Here is an 18,317-nt window from a genome sequence, read left to right as displayed (position 1 = left end):
CCGCTGCGGCTCTACGATTTGGCGTGTGGACTTTCCGGAGCTGGCCGCCCGCACCCGCCGGTTCAGCCACGGCGCGCCACGCGCTGTCTCGGTGGCTGAGGACGGCTCCCGGGTGATCTTCCTGCGCTCCGCCGGCCCCGAGGATCCGGCGGACGCGCTCTGGCTGCTGGACGTCAGCACCGGCGAGGAGCGGCTGGTCGCCGATCCGGCGACCCTGCTGGGCGAGGGCGGGGACGTTCGGTCCCTCTCCCCCGGCGAACGGGCGCTGCGCGAGCGTCTGCGGCTCAGCGCCGCCGGCATCGGCTCGTACGCGTTGGACGCGGCCGGCCGGGTTGCGGTGTTCGCGCTGGCCGGGCGGCTGTTCCGGGCCGACCTGGTGCACGGCGACGTGGTGGAGGTGGCGGCCGTCGGCCCGGTGCTGGACCCCCGTCCGGACCCGAGCGGGCAACGCCTGGCGTACGTGACGGACGCCGCCGACGGTGTGCGTCGGGGTGAGCTGCGGGTGATCGACAGCGACGGCACCGACACCCTGCTGGCCGGCGAGGACGCCGGGGTGAGCTGGGGGTTGGCCGAGCACATCGCGGCGGAGGAGTTCGGCCGGTACCGGGGGTACTGGTGGGCGCCGGACGGCCGGATGGTGCTCGCCGCCCGGGTCGACGAGTCCCGCCTGGAGCGGTGGCACCTGCACGACCCGGCGCAGCCGGCGAGCCCGCCGACGGCGGTGGCGTACCCCCGGGCCGGTGGGCCGAACGCGGAGGTCAGCCTGCACCTGCTGGACCTGGACGACGGCTGGGTCGACGTGCACTGGGACCGGGAGACCTACCCGTACCTGACCGGGGTCAGCTGGGGCGAGGGCAGCCCGTTGATCACCGTGCTGCGCCGCTCGCAGCAGCACGGGCTGGTGCTGGCCGTGGACCCACGAACGGGTGAGACGCAGGTGCACGCCGAACTGGCCGACCCGCGCTGGGTCGAACCGATCGCCGGCACCCCCGCCCACCTGCCCGACGGCCGGGTGCTGGTCGGTGGGGAGCTGGCCCACGACGGGTACGACGCCCGGTGCCTGTTCGCGGACGGCACCCTGCTGACCCCGCCGTCGCTGTACGTGCGGCGGGTGGTGGGTCGGCTGCCGGCCGCCGCCGGCCCGGCCGACCTGCTGGTGGAGGCGAGCGACGGCGAGCCGAGCGAACGGCACCTGTTCCGGGTCCGCACCACCATCGGCGGTGGGGTGGACGCGCGCCGGCTCACCACCGACTCCGGCTGGTACACCGCAGCGGTGGGCGGGGACGTGCTGGCCGTCGGCGTCGCGTCACTGGACCACGCCGGGGTGCGCTGGACGGTCCGCCGCGGCAACGAGGAGATCGCCGAACTGCAGTCGTTCGCCGCCACCCCGCCGTACTCCCCACTGCCGCTGCTGGAACGGGTGACTGATCGACGGCTGCCGGCGGCGGTGCTCTACCCGGACAACCACGTGACGGGCCGACGGCTGCCGGTGCTGCTGGACATCTACGGCGGCCCGGGGCACCAGGAGGTCGTGGCGGCGCGGGCCGCGTGGTTGGAACGGCAGTGGTGGGCCGACGCCGGGTTCGCGGTGGTCACCATCGACAACCGGGGTACGCCGGGCGTCGCCCCGTCGTTCGAGAAGGCGATCCACCGGCGGGTCGCCGACGTGATCCTGACCGACCAGATCGACGCGCTGACCGCGCTCGCCGGCAAGCACCCGGATCTGGACCTGGGTCGGGTGGGGGTGCGCGGTTGGTCGTTCGGCGGGTGGCTGGCCGGGTTGGCGGTGCTGCGCCACCCGGAGCTGTTCCGGTGCGGGATCGCGGGTGCGCCGGTGACCGACTGGGCGCTGTACGACACCGCGTACACCGAGCGTTATCTGGGGTTGCCGGAAGACGGCATGGACATCTACGCGCACCACTCGCTGGTCGAGTTGGCCGGCGAGCCGGTCACCGGCCCGGACCAGGCCCGCCCGTTGCTGCTGGTGCACGGCATGGCGGACGACAACGTGGTGGCAGCGCACACGCTGCGGCTCTCCGCGGCCCTGCTGAGCGCCGGCCGGCCGCACGCCGTGCTGCCGTTGACCGGGGCCACCCACATGGCCTCCAATGGCACCGCCGAGCGGCTACTCCCCCTGGAGCTGGATTTCCTCCGCACCCACCTGCTGTAAAGGGCCGCGATCACCAACGCTCCACGAGGTGTTCCCGGCCCGGCGGCGGGTCGTACGGCTCGGGCCAGTAGTCGATGATCTTGCTGATCAACCAGTGCTCGGACAGCTCCAGCCAGACGCACGCGTCCTGCTGCTCCACGCCGACGCGGACGTCGAGCCACAGGGCAGCGAGGCGGCCATCGACGATCACCCGTCGTGGCCGGAGGTGCCAGTCTCCGGGATACTCGGTGTTGAACCGCACGAACGCGTCCTTGCCGCGAATCCGCTCCCGGGTCTGCGGCATCTCGTAGACCACATCGTCGGTGAGCAGAGCCGCCAACCCAGACCAGTCGCGGCGCTCCAAGAGATCAACGTAGGCGTGGGCGGCCCGCCGGGCCGTCGAGGTGTCATCCACGGCGCGGACCCTAGCCGCCACCCACGACACGACGGCGCGCCCTCGGCGGGCGCAGGCAAGCCGGCGAGCGATACGTCAGGACGGTCCGCGGTGCCTTCAGGGGCGGGCGTCGAACTGGGTCCGGGCTTCGAAGACGCGGTCCATGTGTGTCTCCGCCCAGTTCTTGATCGCGACCATGACCGGGAACAGCTCATGGCCGAGCGGGGTGAGCGCGTAGTCGACGCGGACCGGCACCGAGAGGGTGACCGTACGGGTGACCAGGCCGTCGCGCTCCAGCGTGCGCAGGGTCTGGGTGAGCATCTTCTGGCTGACACCGGCGATGCGGCGGGCGAGTTCGCCGTGCCGCAGCGGGCCGCCGGCGAGCGCCGGAATCACCAGGGCGACCCATTTGTCGGTGAGCCTGCTCAGCAGCTCACGGGTAGGGCAACCCTCCAGGAACGCGTCGTAGTCGCGTTTGGCCTGCTCGCGGCGTTGCGCCGCGGATGTCGTCGCCATCGATTCCCCCTCGGGTGCCCTAGGCACTTTACGGTACCTACTTACTGACAGTGCCTGTGATTCGTACGGTCGTGGTGATCAGAAAAAAAGCCACGAAGGAGACGGCGATGCGCGCGGTCAGTTATGCACAGTTCGGAGGGCCGGAGGTCCTGCAGGTGGTCGACGTGCCGATGCCCGAGCCCGGGCCGGGGCAGGTGCGGGTACGGGTCGCGGCGTCGGTGATACATCCGGTCGATCTGATGATCCGCTCCGGTCGGTTCCCGGCCCCGCTGCCGACCGGCCTGCCCTACACCCCCGGCTGGGACGTCGCCGGCAGCGTCGACGCGGTCGGCCCGTCGGTCGAGGAGTTCACCATCGGCGACGAGGTCATCGGCTTCTCGCCGTGGCTACAGACCACCGTCGGCACCCACGCGGAGTACGTGGTCCTCGACGCCGCCTGGCTGACCTCCGCGCCCACCGGTGTCCCCGCCACCGAGGCGGCGACGCTGCCGACCAATGGCCTCGCCGCCGCCCAGGCCCTCGACCTGCTCGCGCTCCCCGCGGGGTCGACGGTGCTCGTCACCGGCGCCGCCGGGCAGGTTGGCGGGTTCGTGCTGGCGCTGGCCCGGGCGACCGGTCTGCACGCCACGGGACTCGCCGGGGCCGACGACAGAGAGTTCGTCGAGTCGCTGGGCGCGGCGTTCCTGTCGCGCGCCGACGACCCGACCGGGACGTACGACGCGGTCATCGACCTGGCGGTGATCGGCCCCTCGCTGCTGGACCTCGTCCGGGACGGCGGCGGCTACGTGGCCGCGTCACCCCCGCTGCGCCCGGAGCCGGTGCGGGGGATCCGGACCTCCGCGCTGGAGGTGCAACCGGACGGATCCCGGCTGGGCGAGTTGGTCAAACTCGTCGCCATCGGCGACCTCCCGCTCCGGGTCGCTCACGTGCACCACTTCGCCGACGCGGCGACCGCCCACGAGCGGGTGGCCCAGGGCGGCGTGCGCGGCGGAGTGGTGCTCGTCCCCTGATCCGCCGCGCCGCCGCCAGACGGAAGGGTCCCCTCCCGCCAAGAATGTCGAGAAGGGACCCTCCCCTGCCCGCGGTCAAGCTACCGCCTGACGTGCGCGTTCGGGATGTTCACGCGATGCTGGGCGCGGACAGCGGTCAGCCCTTGGGACTGGGGCCAAAGCGGTTCGCTCCGGGGGTGCTGTCCGATACGAAGAACACGATCAGGACGATGGCGCCCACGAGCGGCACCACGCCGATCAGCAACCACCACCCCGTCCGGTCGGTGTCGTGCAGGCGCCGCACCGCGACCGCCAGCGCCGGCAGCAGCAGCGCCAGGGAGGCGACAAGACCGATGAAGCCGGTCGACGAGCCCTCGAAGGTCAATCCCAGCGCGCTGTCCAGGATGGCGGCGGCAATGCTGACAAGGAATGTGAACAGGGTGAACCACCAGTACTCAGATCGGCGGGCCCGACCCGAGAAGCCGACGTACTGGCTGAGGACCGACTTGATCGCGGCACCGAAGGACATGACTATCTCCCGTTGTTTGAGGGGTTCTCAAGGTCATCGCGAAGGCAGCCAAGCAGATCGATATCCTGGGGTCAACGGCCGGGCAGCCGAGGAGCAGTAGCCGCAACGCCCACACTCCGAGAGGCGCAGCCAGCATCACCGGGAGCGCCCGCACCGAAGTACACAGATTCCCCTCAACAGGCCACTGCGTCGCCTCACAATCACATTGGCACGAGGACCTGATTCGTGGCTTCGATGAGCAGGCTGCGGGTGCGGGTTCGAAGCCGCTGTGGCCCGCGCCTGAAGACCGATGCCCGAACGAGCTGAGTCAGTCGCCGACTCTCGGTGCCCCCCACATCGACAGGCAGAACGGGTGCCCGGCCGGGTCTGCGTACACGAAGCAGTGGTCCGCGTTGGGCTGATGCTCGAATCGGGTGGCACCGGCTGCCAGCACACGCGCTCCGGTCGCTTCCAGGTCGTCGACGAAGAACTCGAGGTGCATCTGCATCCCCACCTCGCCATCCGGCCAGGTGGGGGGCCGGTAGTCGTCGACCTGCTGGAAGCCGATGTCACCGTTCGGCCCTTCCACCAGCGCCCAGCACTCGTCACCCTTCGCGACCCCGCCGGTGATCTCTGCGTAGAACCGCGCGAGCGCGATGGCGTCGGGAGCATTTACCGTCGTCAGGCTGAGCCTGATCAGGTTCGACATCAACCGATCCCTATCTTTTGGTATGTCGGCGTGAGTTCTTCCCAGCGCTCCGTCCAGCCGGGCGCTCGGGAATCGGAGCTCCAGCCCTCCGGATGGACCGGTCCGTCGACCTCCAGCGACCGACCGAGATCCTCGAGGTGGACCCGCCAACCAGAGGCGTGGGACGGGAGGTGCCCCGTCGGCAGGCCGCGCTCCTCGACCACCAGCCGAGTCCTGGAGCCCTCCTCGGTCAGCCACGCCTCGATCTGCCCCTCGTCGTCCGCACCCGGCTTCGTCGTCAGCAGCAGGTGGTGAGGCGCATCGCACAACTCGATGCGCGCGGGACCGGTCCAACTGCTCGTGAAGACGGCCTGGATGGTGCCGCCGACCCGCATGTCGCCGTCGACCCGGGCGATCCAGCGGGCCAGCCGCTCGGGCGTCGTACACGCCTCCCAGAGGTCGTCGATGCCCGTGTCGTAAAGGGTCTCGACCCGGACTGCTCCGCGGTTTTCATCGAGCGTCCGCATCGTCGCGATCGTGGTCATCGTCGCGCCTTCTTTCCTCGTGCGATCTCGGTCTGAAGAGCGCCGAGCCGGTTCTCCCAGAGCCGGCGGTACTCCCCCAGCCACTCGTCGACCTCGACGAGCGCCTCCGGGCGGAGGGTGTAGATCCGGCGCTGCGCGTCCTGCCGTACGTCGACCAGCCCGGCTTCCCGCAGTACGCGGAGATGCCGGGAGACGCCCGGACGAGCGATCGGGAGGGCCTCGGCCAGCTCTCCCGCACTCGCCGGGCGGTCGCGGAGAATATCGAGAACCGTGCGCCGACTCTCGTCTGCCAGCGCGTGCAACACGGCGTCCATGGCAGCTAACGTAACCGGATGGGTACGTATCCACAAGGTTACATTCAGCCCTCTCATGGCGCAGGTTGCAGCCGACTCACGCCGGTCTGGCCCTGGGTCTCACGTCACGCCGGCTCGATGGGCAGCCACAGTTCGCAGGTCGCGGTGCTGAAGTCGGCAGCGCGTTCGAGGATGGCAACCATCGATGGGCCCGGCCGCAGCCGCCACGGGTTGGACGGGAACCACTCGGTCGCGGTCGCGGCCCAGGTGTCCTGCAGGGCCTGCGGATGGGGTCCGGCGGTGCGGAAGACCGCCCACTGGCCGGCCGGCACCTCGATGGCGTCCAGGTCGTCGGGGACCGGGGTGTCCCGGGACACCGCGACCCCGTGCAGGTACGTCAGTTCGGTGCCCTCGGTGGCCTCGGCGTCGACGTCGTCGCTGACCTGCAGCAGCCCGGCGGGCTCGGTGTCGCTGAGCGCCTTGAGCCGGACATGCTCCTGCGGTGCCAGCCCGGCGATGTGCTGCTGGATGTGCGGGTTGATGCCCTGGTGGATGAGTGGTACCCGGGCGGCGTGTCCGACGAGCCGGAACGCGGGGCGGTCGGCGATGCGGGTGTCCATGGGGGTGCTCCCTTCTACGGTCAGGCGGAACCTGAGCTGCGGTTGTGTGCGAAGGGGGCCTCCATCGCGGCGTACGTCACCGGGGCTGGCACCGTGGACCGCCCGGAACGCCCGCCCGAACGCCTCGGTCGAGCCGTATCCGTGCCGGACGGCGATGCCCAGCAGATCGTCCTCGCCCCGAACGACGTCGGCGGCGGCGACGGTCATGCGGCGTCGGCGCACGTACTCGGACAGCGGCATGCCGGCCAACGAGGAGAACATCCGGCGCAGGTGGTACTCGGTGGTGCCGAGCGTCCTGGCCACCGCGTTGACGTCGAACTCCTCGGCAAGGTGCTCTTCGAGCAGGTCGACAAGCCTGTTGAGTGCCGCGATCACGAGGCCTCCTTTCGACGTCAAGCCTGACCGAAGGACCCTGCCCCGCACCCGACCGTAGCGGTCCGATCCGATCGGGGGCGCGGCTTCCCGGACGACGACAGGGGTCCCCTCCCGACGGCGTTGTCGGAAGGGGACCCCTGAACTTCTGCGCTGCGCCTTACGGCTTGACGTGCGCGTTCACGAACGACGGGTAGCCGAAGACGCTGGAGATGAAGACTCCGCCGGCCTTGGACCCGTGCACGTTGTACGCCACGTCCACGTAGAGCGGCACCACCGGCGCGTGCTCCTTCATGATCCGCTCGTCGAGCTTGGCCCACTCCGGGCCCTGGTCGGCCGGGGCGAGCGCCAGGATGCGGTCCATCTCGGCGTTGACGGCCGGGTCATTGAAGAAGGACTGGTTGCTGTTGCCCTCGGCCTTGATGGTGCGGCCGTCATAGAGCACCGGCAGGATCGACGCCCCGCTCGGCCAGTCGGCAGCCCAGTTACCGATGTACAGGTCCCAGGGGTTGTTCTTCTTCTTGATCTCGTCGAGCTTGGCGTCGTCGGAGATGTTCCGCAGCGTGATCTTGAAGCCGGCCCGCTCCAGGTTGGCCTTGAGCTGGGCGCCCTGCTGCTGCTCGGTGGAGTTGTCGGCGACGCCGAGGACCAGCTCCGGCGTCTTGCCGCCGAGCAGCTCCTTGGCCTTGTCGACGTTGCCGTTGGGCCCGGCCGGGTACGCCTCGTACGCCTTGTAGCCGATGGTCGACGACGGCATCAGCGTGGTCAGCGGTGCGGCGACGTTCTGGCCGCCGAGCACCTTGATCATGCCTTCGCGGTCGATGGCGTAGTTGAGCGCCTGCCGGACCTTGAGGTCGGTGACCCGCTGGTTGTTGATGACCAACTGGTTGGCGCTCGGGGTCGGCGAGAGGATCGTCCGGGACTTGAGCGCGGCGTCTCCGGCCACCTTGGCGACCAGCGAGGCGGGCACGGTGTTGAACGCCAGTGCGCTCTGGTCAGCGCCGTTGTCGGCGATCACCCGGTTGTTGGCGGCGTCCGCGGTCGGCCCGAAGGTCCAGACGAACCGGTCCGGGTACTGGTGGCGCACCGGGTCGGTGTTGGCGTCCCAGTTCGGGTTGCGCTCCAGGGTGAGCTGGACACCCACCTGGTTCTCGGCGACCCGGTACGGGCCGGACGAGAACGGCTGCTTGTCCACGTTGATGCCGGTGTCCTTGTCGGCGGGCAGCGGCGCGGTGGTCGGCAGCGAGGCGGCGAACGGCAGGTCGCAGCGGGGCTTGGCGAACTCGAAGCGCAGCGTCTTGGCGTCCGGCGTGGAGAGGCCGGGCGGCAGCGACGTCTTGTTCTTCTTGAAGTCCCACTTGGTGTCGAACTGCGCGGTGTCGGCCAGCCACTCCTGGATGTAGGTGGGGCCGCCGGCGAGGTCGGGGTCGAAGGACCGGGCGATGCCGTACGCGATCTCCTTGGCGGTGATCGGCCGGCCGTCCTCGAACTTCACCCCGTCCTTGATGGTGAATTCCCAGACCTTGCAGTCGTTGTTGACGTTCTTGCCCGGGGTCTCGGCCAGGTCACCCACCAGGACCAGGCCACCCTTGCCGTCGTCCTTCCAGGTGGTCAGGTAGCGGGACCAGAGCGGGTTGGCCATGAGACCGGCGAACGAGTACGTCCGCTGCGGGTCGAGGTGGGAGATCGGCGATTCCCGGATGACGGTGAAGGTGCCGCCCTTCGCGGCGCCGCTCACCTCGGCCGCCGGCCCCTGCGAGTCCTTGGGGTCGGTCGCGATGACCCCGGTCTGCTTCCGGTCGGTGTCCACCGTCGTGCCCTCGCCCGTGTTCTTCGAGCACGCACCCAGTGCCACAACCAGAGCAATCGCGCCGCCTGCGGCAACCGCCACGCGTGGTCGCATGAAGTACCTCCTTCAGCCATGTGCCGTGCGGTTTCGTCGGGGCGAGAACCGCCGACGTCCCGAGGATCGTAAGGAAGAAAACCTACGAGTTGTGTAACAGTTGTCGATAAATTTCGCCATCCGTCGGCGTGGCGGGCACCGTGGGGTCAGCGCAGCCGGACCCGGGGGTCGATCACCGCGTAGAGCAGATCCACCAACACGTTCGCCAGGACGACGAAGACGGCCGCGATCAGCACGGTGGCCATGATGGTGGGCAGATCGCCCGAGCGCACCGCGTCCACCGCCGTACGCCCCAACCCCTGGATGCCGAACGTCGTCTCGGTGATCACCGTCCCGCCCAGCGCCCCGCCCACGTCCAACCCGGCGATCGTCACCACCGGAGTGATCGCCGCGCGCAACGCGTGCCGCCCGTACACGGTGGGTTTGGCCAGGCCCTTGGCCCGCGCGGTCCGGACGAAGTCCTCCGACAGCGTCTCCAACATCTGCGCCCGGGACAGCCGGGCGTAGATGGCCGAGAACAGGAACGCCAGCGACACCCAGGCGAGCGCCAACCCACTGGCCCATTTCGCCGGGTTCTCGAACACCGACGTGTAGCTGGGCACCGGCAGCAGCCGCAGGTTGTAGACGAAGACCATCAGCAGCACCGCGCCCACGAAGTACAGCTGCAACGACGCGCCGGTCAACGAGAAGCCGATGGCGGCCCGGTCCAGCCAGGTGCCCCGACGCAGCGCGGAGATCATGCCAAGACCGACACCGAGCAGCAACCACAGGATCGCCGCCGGGATCACGATGCTCAGCGTCACCGGCAGCACCCGGGCGATGGTGTCCGAAACGGCCTCGTTGGTGACGTACGACCAGCCCAGGCAGGGCGCGTCGCATCGACCACCCTGGGCGCTGCCCAAGTCCCGGCCGGTCACGATGCCCTTCATGTAACCGGCGTACTGGCTGATCAGCGGGTCGTTGAGGCCCAGGTCGTCGCGGACCCGTTCCAACCGCTCCGGGTTGCAGTTCTTCGAGCAGATGCTGCTCACCGGGTCACGCGGCAGGGCGAAGAACATCAGGAAGGTCAACACGCTCACCGCGAACAGGGTCAGCGTGGCCGAGAAGAGCCGCTTGAGCAGAAACCGCGCCATGGGGTACCCCCTACCGGGACGACTTCGGGTCGAGCGCGTCCCGCAACGCGTCGCCGAAGAGGTTGAAGGCGAACACCAGGGCGAAGATCATGACGCCCGGGAAGAACACGTACGCCGGGTCGGTCTGGAGGTAGTCCAGACTGTCGTAGATCATTCGGCCGAAGCTCGGCGTCTCATCACTGAGCCCGACGCCGATGAACGACAGCGCCGCCTCGCTGGTGATGAACTGCGGCACCGCCAGCGAGAACGAGACCAGGATCGGCGCCCAGATGTTCGGCAGCAGCTGCCGGAAGAGCATGTGCCCCAACCCGGCGCCACTGGCCTTGGCCGCCTCCACGAACTCCCGCTCCCGCAGCGCGATGACCTGCCCACGGACCAACCGCGCGGTGCTGGTCCAGCCGAAGATGGCGAAGACGGCGATCAGCACACCCACCCCGAACGCGGACGACACCTGCCCCCGCTCGCCGTAGAAGCGCAGCGTGATGGCGGGGGTGAGGGCCAGCGCGATGATCAGGAAGGGCATCGCCAGGGTCAGGTCGGTGATCCAGTTGACCACCGCGTCGAGCCAGCCACCGAGATAGCCGGCGAGCGTGCCGAGCGTGACGCCGATCGTCGCGGTGATCAGCGCGGCGGCGAGCGCGATGAACAGCGACGTGCGCAACCCGTAGATCAGCCGGACGAAGATGTCCCGTCCCAGCCCCGGTTCCAGCCCGAACCAGTGGTCACCGGTGACACCGCCGGCGTACCCCAGCGGCATGCCGTTGCCGTCCAGCAGATTCTGGAACTGCTCCCGCGGCCCGACCCCGTAGACCATCTCGATCAGCGGCGCGGCCAACCCCAACACCATGAAGAACACCAGGAGTACGCCGCTGACCACTGCCGTCCGGTCACCGCGCAGCCGCAGCCAGGCGAGCTGCCCGGGTGAGCGGCCGACGACACCCCTGGCGGCGGTCGTGCTCGCGTCCGGGTCGGACTCGATCTCGGCCAGCGCCACACCCTCCACCGGGGAGAGACTCACGACGACACCTCCTCGTCGACCTGGGTGATCGACCCGGCTGGTTCGGGGGTGGTGCCGGCCGTTTCCCCTTCGGGGCTCGTGCCGGCTGATTCCCCTTCGGGGAAGTGACACGCGGTGGCCTGCCGGCCGCCGTCGCGCGGGACCAGCGCGGGCTCCTCGGTGGCGCAGATGTCCTGCGCCTTCCAGCACCGGGTGCGGAACCGGCAGCCCGACGGCGGGTCGAGCGGGGTGGGCACGTCACCGGTCAGCCGGATCCGGCCCGCCGGGCCGAGCTGGGTGACGTCCGGGATCGCCGAGAGCAGAGCCCGGGTGTACGGGTGCTGCGGGCGCTCGTAGATGTCCTCCCGGTCGCCGATCTCCACGATCCGGCCCAGGTACATCACCGCGACCCGCTGGCAGAAGTGCCTGATCACCGCCAGGTCGTGCGCGATGAAGACGAACGCCAGGCCGAGTTCCCGTTGCAGGTCACGCAGCAGGTTGACGACCTGCGCCTGGATCGACACGTCCAGCGCGGAGACCGGCTCGTCGGCGACGATCAGCTTGGGCCGCAGGGCCAGCGCGCGGGCGATGCCGATGCGCTGGCGCTGGCCGCCGGAGAACTCGTGCGGGTACCTGTTGTAGTGCTCCGGGTTCAACCCGACCAGCTCCAGCAACTCCTGCACCCGCGCCTTGATCCCGCCCGGCGGCTTGATCCCGTTGACCTGCAACGGCATCGCCACGATCCGGCCGACGGTGTGCCGAGGGTTCAGCGACGCGTACGGGTCCTGGAAGATGATCTGGAGTTCCTGTCGCAGCGGACGCAACTCCCGACGGCCGGCGTGCGTGATGTCCCGGCCGGCGAACTCGATGCTGCCGCTGGTCGGCTCCAGCAGCCGCACCAGCATCCGACCGGTGGTGGTCTTGCCGCAGCCCGACTCCCCCACCAGGCCGAGCGTCTCGCCCGGGCGCACGTCGAAGTCGAGCCCGTCCACCGCCCGCACCAGGCCGGTGGCGCGCAGCCCCTGCCGTACCGGGAAATGCTTGGTCAGGCCGCGGACCCGCAGCAGTGGTTCGTCGGTCATCGGGCCACCCCCACGGATGCGATGTCCTCGGCGTAGAACGTGGCACGCTCCTCTTCGCCGAGGTGGCAGGCGACCAGGTGACCGGCCGCGCCGGCCGGGCGCAGCTCCGGCACGTCGGTGCGGGAGCGGCTGCCGGCCCGGTCGGCGTACCGGCAGCGTGGGTGGAACGCGCAGCCCTGCGGCAGGTTGATCAGGCTGGGCGGGTTGCCGGGGATGGGCACCAGGTCCGCGTCCGCGTCGCCGTGCAGCGACGGCACGCTGGAGAGCAACCCCCAGGTGTACGGGTGCTGCGGCGAGCGGAGCACCTGCTCGACGCTGCCCCGCTCGACGGCCCGCCCGCCGTACATGACCAGCACGTCGTCGGCGACCTGGCCGACCACGCCGAGGTCGTGGGTGATCAGGATGATCGCGGAGTGGAACTCGGCCTGCAGGTCGGCGAGCAGGTCCAGGATCTGCGCCTGCACTGTCACGTCCAGCGCCGTGGTCGGCTCGTCGGCGATCAGCAGCGCCGGGTCGTTGACCAGGGACATCGCGATCATCGCCCGCTGTCGCATGCCGCCGGAGAACTCGTGCGGGTACTGGTCGAAGCGACGCGCCGGCTGCGGGATGCCCACCCGGTCCAACATGTCGACAGCCCGCTGGCGGGCCTCCCGCCGGTTGGCCTTCGGGTGGTGCACCCGGTACGCCTCGGCGATCTGCCGGCCCACCGTGTAGTACGGGTGCAGCGCCGACAGCGGATCCTGAAAGATCATCGCCATGTCCCGGCCGCGCAACCGGCGTACCTCCTCGTCGGCGAGACCGACCACCTGCCGGCCGCCCACCGAGATCTCCCCGGTGATGGTGGTCCGTTTCGGGTCGTGCAGGCCGAGGATGGCCAGCGAGGTGACGCTCTTGCCGGAGCCGGACTCACCAACGATGCCGAGGGTGCGACCCCGGTCGACGGAGAACGACACCCCGTCGACGGCGCGCACCACGCCGTCCGAGGTGTCGAACCGGACCCGAAGGTCATCCACCCGCAGGTAGGCGTCCTGGTCGGAGCGTTGTGCCGGCACGGCGGGACGGTCGTCCGGTTCGCCGGACGGCAACGGTTCCGAGCTGTCCACGGCCACCTCCCTCAGTGACGAAGGGAACTTACAGGAAAGTCCCGAGGGTGAAAATAAGCTACAAAGTCGGCACGTGTCAGCGGGCCCGAGCGTAACGAGTCGGCATCGGCGCCGCACCCCCGTCACCTCCCCATCCACACCCGTTCATGCCGCGATCGCACGCTGGATGCGCTGCCGCCCGCGCCCCGCGCCCCGCGCCCCGCGCCCCGCGCCCCGCGCCAAGATCCGAGCAACTTCCCCGAAGTTGCTGTCTCCGACAGGCAGGAGACAGCAACATCCCCGATACTGCGCGGATCTTGACGACGAACACCGCCCCCGACAGACCGGAAGCGGAGTTTGGCGCGCCCCCTGCCGCCAAGGTCACGCTCGAACCAGGATGTAGTGGCATCGCCGACGCGCCGATACCACTACATCCAAAATCGGGCGCGATCTTGTAACTCAGCTGAGTTATCTGCACCATCCCCCGATGCGCCTTGCCCTTCGACAGCAGGGACTGCCGCGACTCAGGGGCGATCAGGTGAGGTGCAGATGGTCGGCGGCGTGGCCCCCCTTCACCGACCGCGCGCATCGAACTCCTCGACGGCGGCCTGCTCATCGGCCCGTCTCCGTCCGTCCGACACCAGGTGATCGTCGGTGGCCTGCTAGTCGCTCTGGAACGAGGTTGCGCCAGGACGAGTCGCACCGTGCTCCCGGTGATCAACCTGCGGCTCAACGCCGTGCGGATCCTCAACCCTGACCTCGTGGTGGTCACGGAGCTGGATTTCGAGGCGTCCTGCGTACCGGCAGACGCGGTCCTCCTGGTCGGTGAGGTCGCCGCGCCACACACCGCCGTCATCGACCGGATGTTGAAGCCGCACCTGTACGCGGCGGCCGGGATCGAGTGGTATCTGCTCGTTGACCAGGAGAGCCTGATTGTGCGTCTCCACCAACGGCAGGGCGGCCACTACCTGGAGAGGGCAACGACCAAGCGCGGCGAGGTTCTGGAACTGACCGAGCCGGTGCGGGCGACCATCCGGCCGGAGGAACTGCTTCCCTGACAGGTGTGGGCGGCTGGCCTAGGGTCGGTCCATGACCGAGTTCGACGCGGCGACCGCCGCCGTACAGGCCGCCCTCGACGCGGGCGCGCGGTACGCCGACGCCCGGGTGATGCACCGCCGCTACGAGTCGATGACCGCGCGCAACGGTGACGTGGAGGAGCTGACCCAGGACGAGAGCATCGGGCTGGGAGTCCGCGCGTTGGTCGGGGCGAGCTGGGGCTTCCACGCCGTACCCGATCTGTCGGACGCCGCCGCCCGCGACGCCGGCCGGCGCGCGACCCGGATCGCGATGGCGAGCGCGCGGGTGCCGGGCCCTCCGGTCGACCTGGTGCCGGTCGAGGCGGTCACCGCGAGCTGGGCCTCCGGCTGCCAGATCGACCCGCTCGGGGTGCCCCTGTCCGACAAGGGCGATCTGCTGGTCGACGCGACCCGCACGATGGCCGAGCACGGCGCGGATCTGGCCGAGGGCCTTTACCAGATCTGGGACACCGCGAAGTGGTTCGTCTCCAGCGAGGGCCACCGGATCGACCAGCGCATCCGCGAGTGCGGTGGTGGCATCTCGGCCACCTCCATCGGCGACGGCGAGACGCAGCGCCGGTCCTGGCCCAGCTACCGCGGCCAGTACGGCACGACCGGGTGGGAGCTGGTCGAGTCGCTGGACCTGGCCGCGCACGCCGCGCAGATCGCCGAGGAGTCCCGGGCGCTGCTCACCGCGCCGCAGTGCCCGGCCGGTGAGACGGATCTGATCCTCGGCGGCGAGCAGTTGGCCCTCCAGATCCACGAGTCGGTGGGGCACGCCATCGAACTGGACCGGATCCTCGGGTGGGAGGCGGCGTTCGCCGGCACGTCCTGGCTGGACCTGGCCCAGCTCGGTTCGCTGCGCTACGGCTCGGAGCTGATGAACATCACCATCGACCCGACGATCCCGGGCGCGTTGGGCAGCTTCGGTTTCGACGACGAGGGCTCCCCGGCGGTCAAGCGGGACGCGGTCCGCGACGGTCGCTGGGTGGGGGTGCTCGCCGGCCGGGACTCCGCAGCGATGGCCAGCCTCGACTACGGCGGCAGCGTACGGGCCGACGGGTGGGCGCGGCTGCCGATGGTGCGGATGACCAACGTCGGCCTGGAACCCGGCCCGCACACCCTGGAGGAGATCATCGCGGCCACCGACGACGGGGTGCTGATGGACCTCAACCGGTCCTGGTCGATCGACGACAAGCGTCTCAACTTCCAGTTCGGCTGCGAGGTCGGCTGGGAGATCAAGAAGGGGCGGCGGGGGCGGATGCTGCGCAACCCCACGTACACCGGGATCGGCCCGCTGTTCTGGCGCTCGATGGACATGCTCTCCGGCGAGACGGTCTCCTGGGGGACGCCCAACTGCGGCAAGGGCCAGCCCGGCCAGATCGGGCACACCGGCCACCCGGCCGCGCCGGCCCGGTTCCGCAACGTCCGGGTGGGGGTTTCAGCGTGAGCGCGAGGAGTGAGCCGGGTTTGCGAGCCCCGCAGTCGCGAACGAAAGGTGGCTCAGCGTGAGCGCGAGGAGCGAGCTGGAGCTGGCGGGGCAGGTTGTGGAGTTGGTGCGGCGGCTCGGCGGGCCGGCCGCGCAGGCGGAGGCGGTGGTGACCCGGGCGGACCTGGCGTTGACCCGGTTCGCCAACTCGGGCATCCATCAGAACGTTTCCGAGTCGACAGTGGGGGTCCGACTGCGGGTGCACGTCGACGGTCGGACGGCTGCCGGCGGCGGCAGCGTGGTCACCGCCGACGGGTTGTCCGCACTGGTGGAGCGCACCCTGACGGCGGCGCGGCTGTGCCCACCTGACCAGGGCTGGCCGGGGTTGACCGCGCTCGTGCCCATGCCGCAGGCGCCGCCCGTCGACGAGGCCACCGCGCAGGCCGAGCCGGATCAGCGGGCCGACCGGGTGGGGGCGTTCGTGGCCGCCGCCGGGGGCCTGAGCACCGCCGGTTACTGCCGTACCGCGCACCGCTCGTCGGCGTTCGCCAACTCGGCCGGGCACTCGGCGTACGGCCGCTCGGTGGAGGCGGCGATGGACGGCATCGCCCGCCGCGACGGCGCGGACGGGGTGGCCCGGCGCAGCGCTGACCGGCTGTCCGACCTCGACGGCGCCGAGTTGGGCGCGCAGGCGGCGGCGAAGGCGCAGGCGGCGGCCGACCCGGTCGAGTTGCCGCCGGGGCACTACGAGGTGGTGTTCGAGCCGGCCGCCGTGGCGGACCTGCTGCAGAATTTGTCGTTCTACGGCTTCAACGGCAAGCGGTACAACGAGCGGCAGTCGTTCGCCGAGCCGGGCGCGGCCCAGTTCGACAGGGCGGTGACAGTGGTGGACGATCCGCTGGGCGGGTCCGGGTTGCCGTTCGACGCGGAGGGCACCGGCCGAGGGGCGTTGACGTTGGTCGAGGCGGGCACCACCAGGGCGGTGGCCCACGATCGCCGGACCGCCGCCGAGGCGGGCACGGAGTCCACCGGGCACGCTGTCGCGGGGGGTGCCACCTGGGGCCCGATGCCCCGCAACCTGCGGCTGAGTGGTGCGGCGGCGGGCCCGGCCAGTGCCGCGGGCCGGAGCACCACCGGCGCGGCGGCCGGCGCTGTCGTCGACGCGGACACCGCCGCGTTGGTGGCTGGGGTACGCCGGGGCCTGCTGGTCACCGACCTCTGGTACACGCGGGTGCTCGACCCGAAGAGCCTCGTCGTCACCGGGCTGACCCGCAATGGTGTCTGGCTGATCGAGGACGGCACTGTGGTCAGGGCGGTCCGTGACCTGCGGTTCACCGAGTCGTACCCGAGGGCGCTGGGGCCGGGGGCGGTGCTCGGGCTGGGTGCGCGGGCGGTGCGTCAACCGGATCGGGTGGACGGTGCCTGGTGGGCGGCGCCCTCGTTGCGGCTGGCGTCCTGGCACTTTACCGGAGGCGCCTCCGGTTGATGGTCAACCGGAGCACGGAAACCGGCTCGCTGGGGGCTTTTCCGCAGGCCAGACACACGGGACACTCCCTTGCGCGGACGGCCCGCAGAGATCGGCGTAACGTGTGTCACTTAGCTGCGTCGGTCGATCCGGCGCGGTCGTTGGTGTGCGCATGACGTGGCAGCGGGTGCGGGTTCGCCGGTCCGCGTGCCGACCGGAGAGAGATCAGCCCGCCCGTACGGGCCCGTCGAGGAGACGACTCGAATGACTTCAACGGCAACGAGGCCGAGGGGGGCGCGGGCGCGCGCCGCCATCGCGGCGAAGACGTTGCGTACCGACCGATGGTGGTTCGCCCCGCTGATCACCGTGATCGGGCTCAGCGCCTGGGTCGTGTACGCGACGGTCCGTGTCTTCATGCACGACTTCTACTGGGTCGCGGATTACCACTACCTGACCCCGTTCTACTCGCCCTGCGTCACGGAGCGGTGTATCGAGGGCGCCTCGCACTTCGGCCGTTTCCTGCCCGGCTGGTGGATCATCCCGGACGCCGCGCTGACGCTGCCGTTCCTGCTGCTGTTCCGGCTCACCTGCTACTACTACCGCAAGGCGTACTACCGGTCGTTCTGGCTGTCGCCGCCGGCCTGCGCCGTCCCGGACGGGCACAAGGAGTACAGCGGTGAGACCCGTTTCCCGCTGCTCGGGCAGAACCTGCACCGCTACTTCTTCTACGCCGCGGCGGTCATCTCGCTGATCAACACCTGGGACGCGATCCTCGCGTTCCACTCGCCGAAGGGCTTCGGCTTCGGGCTGGGCAACATCATCCTGGTGCTCAACGTGGTGATGCTCTGGGCGTACACGATTTCCTGCCACTCCTGCCGGCACATCATCGGCGGCCGGCTCAAGCATTTCTCCAAGCACCCGGTGCGCTACCGGGCCTGGACGTTCGTCTCGGCCCTGAACGTCCGGCACATGCAGCTCGCCTGGATCACCCTCGGCACCCTGGCGCTGGCCGACTTCTACATCATGGCGCTCGCTGCCGGCTGGTTCTCCGACCTGCGGTTCATCAACTAAAGGGC

Annotated in this window: 18 protein-coding genes; 6 read left to right on the top strand and 12 right to left on the bottom strand. The window is 70.2% G+C overall.

Going from position 1 to position 18,317, the window contains the following annotated elements; genetic code table 11:
* Positions 1 to 25: 25 nt before the first annotated feature.
* On the top strand, positions 26 to 2,170 hold the full coding sequence (locus KBX26_RS24045; RefSeq protein WP_030337539.1) for a prolyl oligopeptidase family serine peptidase: 2,145 nt from the start codon (positions 26 to 28) through the stop codon (positions 2,168 to 2,170).
* Positions 2,171 to 2,180: 10 nt separating this feature from the next.
* On the opposite strand, the gene KBX26_RS24040 is transcribed toward KBX26_RS24045, so the two are convergent.
* Together KBX26_RS24040 and KBX26_RS24035 are read right to left on the bottom strand one after the other, a co-directional pair.
* Complete coding sequence (locus KBX26_RS24040) at positions 2,181 to 2,564, bottom strand: nuclear transport factor 2 family protein (protein WP_245233763.1); 384 nt, start codon at positions 2,562 to 2,564, stop codon at positions 2,181 to 2,183.
* Positions 2,565 to 2,660: 96 nt separating this feature from the next.
* Positions 2,661 to 3,059, bottom strand: a complete 399-nt coding sequence (locus KBX26_RS24035) for a helix-turn-helix domain-containing protein (RefSeq protein WP_210866487.1) — start codon at positions 3,057 to 3,059, stop codon at positions 2,661 to 2,663.
* A gap of 107 nt (positions 3,060 to 3,166) precedes the next feature.
* Between KBX26_RS24035 and KBX26_RS24030 the strand changes: the two genes are divergently transcribed.
* On the top strand, positions 3,167 to 4,069 hold the full coding sequence (locus tag KBX26_RS24030; RefSeq protein WP_210866486.1) for an NADP-dependent oxidoreductase: 903 nt from the start codon (positions 3,167 to 3,169) through the stop codon (positions 4,067 to 4,069).
* Positions 4,070 to 4,205: 136 nt separating this feature from the next.
* Here the strand turns inward: KBX26_RS24030 and KBX26_RS24025 are convergent, their stop codons facing one another.
* The 10 genes from KBX26_RS24025 to KBX26_RS23980 all read right to left on the bottom strand — a co-directional run bounded on the left by KBX26_RS24025 (position 4,206) and on the right by KBX26_RS23980 (position 13,241).
* On the bottom strand, positions 4,206 to 4,577 hold the full coding sequence (locus KBX26_RS24025) for a DUF805 domain-containing protein (RefSeq protein WP_030337534.1): 372 nt from the start codon (positions 4,575 to 4,577) through the stop codon (positions 4,206 to 4,208).
* A gap of 307 nt (positions 4,578 to 4,884) precedes the next feature.
* Complete coding sequence (locus KBX26_RS24020) at positions 4,885 to 5,265, bottom strand: VOC family protein (protein WP_030337533.1); 381 nt, start codon at positions 5,263 to 5,265, stop codon at positions 4,885 to 4,887.
* Positions 5,265 to 5,789 carry an SRPBCC domain-containing protein gene (locus KBX26_RS24015; protein WP_210858863.1) on the bottom strand — a complete coding sequence of 175 codons (525 nt, stop codon included), beginning with the start codon at positions 5,787 to 5,789 and terminating at the stop codon, positions 5,265 to 5,267. Before KBX26_RS24015 ends, KBX26_RS24020 begins: the two co-directional genes overlap by 1 nt.
* Complete coding sequence (locus tag KBX26_RS24010) at positions 5,786 to 6,103, bottom strand: helix-turn-helix transcriptional regulator (protein WP_030337527.1); 318 nt, start codon at positions 6,101 to 6,103, stop codon at positions 5,786 to 5,788. Before KBX26_RS24010 ends, KBX26_RS24015 begins: the two co-directional genes overlap by 4 nt.
* Before the next feature lie 104 nt (positions 6,104 to 6,207).
* Positions 6,208 to 7,077 carry an AraC family transcriptional regulator gene (locus KBX26_RS24005; RefSeq protein WP_030337525.1) on the bottom strand — a complete coding sequence of 290 codons (870 nt, stop codon included), beginning with the start codon at positions 7,075 to 7,077 and terminating at the stop codon, positions 6,208 to 6,210.
* Between the two features lie 157 nt (positions 7,078 to 7,234).
* Positions 7,235 to 8,977, bottom strand: a complete 1,743-nt coding sequence (locus KBX26_RS24000) for an ABC transporter substrate-binding protein (RefSeq protein ID WP_030337523.1) — start codon at positions 8,975 to 8,977, stop codon at positions 7,235 to 7,237.
* Between the two features lie 146 nt (positions 8,978 to 9,123).
* On the bottom strand, positions 9,124 to 10,110 hold the full coding sequence (locus KBX26_RS23995) for an ABC transporter permease (RefSeq protein WP_030337522.1): 987 nt from the start codon (positions 10,108 to 10,110) through the stop codon (positions 9,124 to 9,126).
* Positions 10,111 to 10,120: 10 nt separating this feature from the next.
* Positions 10,121 to 11,128, bottom strand: coding sequence for an ABC transporter permease (locus tag KBX26_RS23990; RefSeq protein ID WP_210866485.1), 1,008 nt, complete (start codon positions 11,126 to 11,128; stop codon positions 10,121 to 10,123).
* Positions 11,125 to 12,189 carry an ABC transporter ATP-binding protein gene (locus KBX26_RS23985; protein ID WP_210866484.1) on the bottom strand — a complete coding sequence of 355 codons (1,065 nt, stop codon included), beginning with the start codon at positions 12,187 to 12,189 and terminating at the stop codon, positions 11,125 to 11,127. The genes KBX26_RS23990 and KBX26_RS23985 overlap by 4 nt, the downstream gene beginning before the upstream one ends.
* On the bottom strand, positions 12,186 to 13,241 hold the full coding sequence (locus KBX26_RS23980) for an ABC transporter ATP-binding protein (RefSeq protein ID WP_210862071.1): 1,056 nt from the start codon (positions 13,239 to 13,241) through the stop codon (positions 12,186 to 12,188). The genes KBX26_RS23985 and KBX26_RS23980 overlap by 4 nt, the downstream gene beginning before the upstream one ends.
* 617 nt (positions 13,242 to 13,858) lie before the next feature.
* On the opposite strand from KBX26_RS23980, the gene KBX26_RS23975 reads away from it, so the two are divergent.
* The 4 genes from KBX26_RS23975 to KBX26_RS23960 all read left to right on the top strand — a co-directional run bounded on the left by KBX26_RS23975 (position 13,859) and on the right by KBX26_RS23960 (position 18,312).
* Positions 13,859 to 14,329 carry a Uma2 family endonuclease gene (locus tag KBX26_RS23975; protein ID WP_210866501.1) on the top strand — a complete coding sequence of 157 codons (471 nt, stop codon included), beginning with the start codon at positions 13,859 to 13,861 and terminating at the stop codon, positions 14,327 to 14,329.
* A gap of 31 nt (positions 14,330 to 14,360) precedes the next feature.
* Positions 14,361 to 15,797 carry a TldD/PmbA family protein gene (locus KBX26_RS23970; RefSeq protein WP_210866483.1) on the top strand — a complete coding sequence of 479 codons (1,437 nt, stop codon included), beginning with the start codon at positions 14,361 to 14,363 and terminating at the stop codon, positions 15,795 to 15,797.
* 58 nt (positions 15,798 to 15,855) lie between these two features.
* Positions 15,856 to 17,262: a TldD/PmbA family protein gene (locus tag KBX26_RS23965; protein WP_374224326.1), complete on the top strand. Its 1,407-nt coding sequence runs from the start codon at positions 15,856 to 15,858 to the stop codon at positions 17,260 to 17,262.
* 243 nt (positions 17,263 to 17,505) lie between these two features.
* Positions 17,506 to 18,312 (top strand): hypothetical protein, encoded by an 807-nt coding sequence (locus KBX26_RS23960; protein ID WP_030337513.1) that lies wholly within the window; start codon positions 17,506 to 17,508, stop codon positions 18,310 to 18,312.
* The last annotated feature ends 5 nt before the right edge of the window (positions 18,313 to 18,317 follow it).

Origin of the sequence: Micromonospora sp. C97, assembly GCF_018070385.1 — a bacterium.
Taxonomy (GTDB): Bacteria; Actinomycetota; Actinomycetes; order Mycobacteriales; family Micromonosporaceae; genus Micromonospora; species Micromonospora parva.
The sequence above is the reverse complement of the archived record's forward strand: the minus strand, read 5'-3'. Positions and strand labels throughout refer to the sequence as shown.